The sequence below is a fragment of the Succinivibrio faecicola genome, from assembly GCF_019448115.1.
GTDB classification, from domain to species: Bacteria; Pseudomonadota; Gammaproteobacteria; order Enterobacterales; family Succinivibrionaceae; genus Succinivibrio; species Succinivibrio faecicola.
The window spans coordinates 1-1102 of sequence record NZ_JAGFNY010000088.1; the positions used below are offsets into that span (position 1 = coordinate 1).

1 protein-coding gene is annotated in these 1102 nt (G+C 29.8%); it reads left to right on the plus strand.

What is annotated here, in order from left to right:
- Positions 1 to 514: 514 nt before the first annotated feature.
- Positions 515 to 781: a hypothetical protein gene (locus tag J5V48_RS09730; RefSeq protein ID WP_219938447.1), complete on the plus strand. Its 267-nt coding sequence runs from the start codon at positions 515 to 517 to the stop codon at positions 779 to 781.
- The last annotated feature ends 321 nt before the right edge of the window (positions 782 to 1102 follow it).

The following is a 1102-nucleotide window of genomic DNA, read 5'->3' on the forward strand; positions in this document are numbered from 1 at the left end:
AACAGCAGTGCTAGACTGCGGTTTTATCAATTTTTATACTTCTAAAGTTCTATTTTTGAACTGCAGAAGTAGAGTTAATATATACATTAAAATTATACTCTCAATTTTATAAGTTACTCATTCAATAAAAAAATAAACAGTACAACAAGAGAGCCCCACTTTTTTTTTTCAATTATTATATAGATATAAAACATGTATTAAAAAAATCGAAGAAATAACAGCTTTCATTGTTATGTAAGATAAAAGGCGTTCATTATCACAATAAGTTGATATATGTTGATGAATAGAAATAAACATTATGAAAATTATTTTTTGGATTTAATAATAAATAAGTGTCAGATACATCTGATCTATCACTAATCTGCCATCATAATTTGAGCTTATTTTTGAGCAGATATCACATTATAGATGTTTCAATGAAGTATTCTAGTATTTATAATACTGTGGCTATTAATGCTTAGAAAGCTATAATTACAATGTAACTAGAATGCTATCATAAATAGGAGTTTAATATATGAAATACTCAAATAGTAGAGAACAAGCTAAAGAATCAGAAATGCAACATTCTAAAGAGGAATCTTTATCTAGTATGATTGGTGGTGGAATCTTGGCCCTACTAAAAATTACAAACCATACAATATCTGCTGTGGCAAATGTGGCTGAAGCAGCCTATTTGGCAACTGAGAAAATGAATGAAGATCTAGCAAAAAAATACCCTGAAGCAAAAGCTAAAATAGATGAATTGGATAGAAGGCTTGGACTAGATAAAAGAAAGGAATAAATGGTGTTGTTAAAAATGGATTATATCCCTTGTAAAAAGCCTCTCCAATAGTATTTTGTTCAAATGAGTGTGTGTGTGGATGGGTGACAACAGATTAAACCACCTATTCTTTTAGTTTTATAAACTTTCAATATTTCCATTCTTAAGGCCTTTTCAAATTTTTTTCAGGGCGTACGCATGAATTGTAAGTTCAGATGATACGCCATCTTCAATTTTCTAATTTTTTGACAAATACTCAATAAGTCCATCTACAGCTATAGAGCAATCATCTCTAAGTTTCTTCTGCAGCCTTGGTATTGAGCACCTTTCGCTCTTTTTTGA

Excerpts from the sequence above, each read along its gene's own strand:
- J5V48_RS09730 (WP_219938447.1), top strand. The coding sequence starts at position 515 with ATGAAATACTCAAATAGTAGAGAACAAGCTAAAGAATCAGAAATGCAA.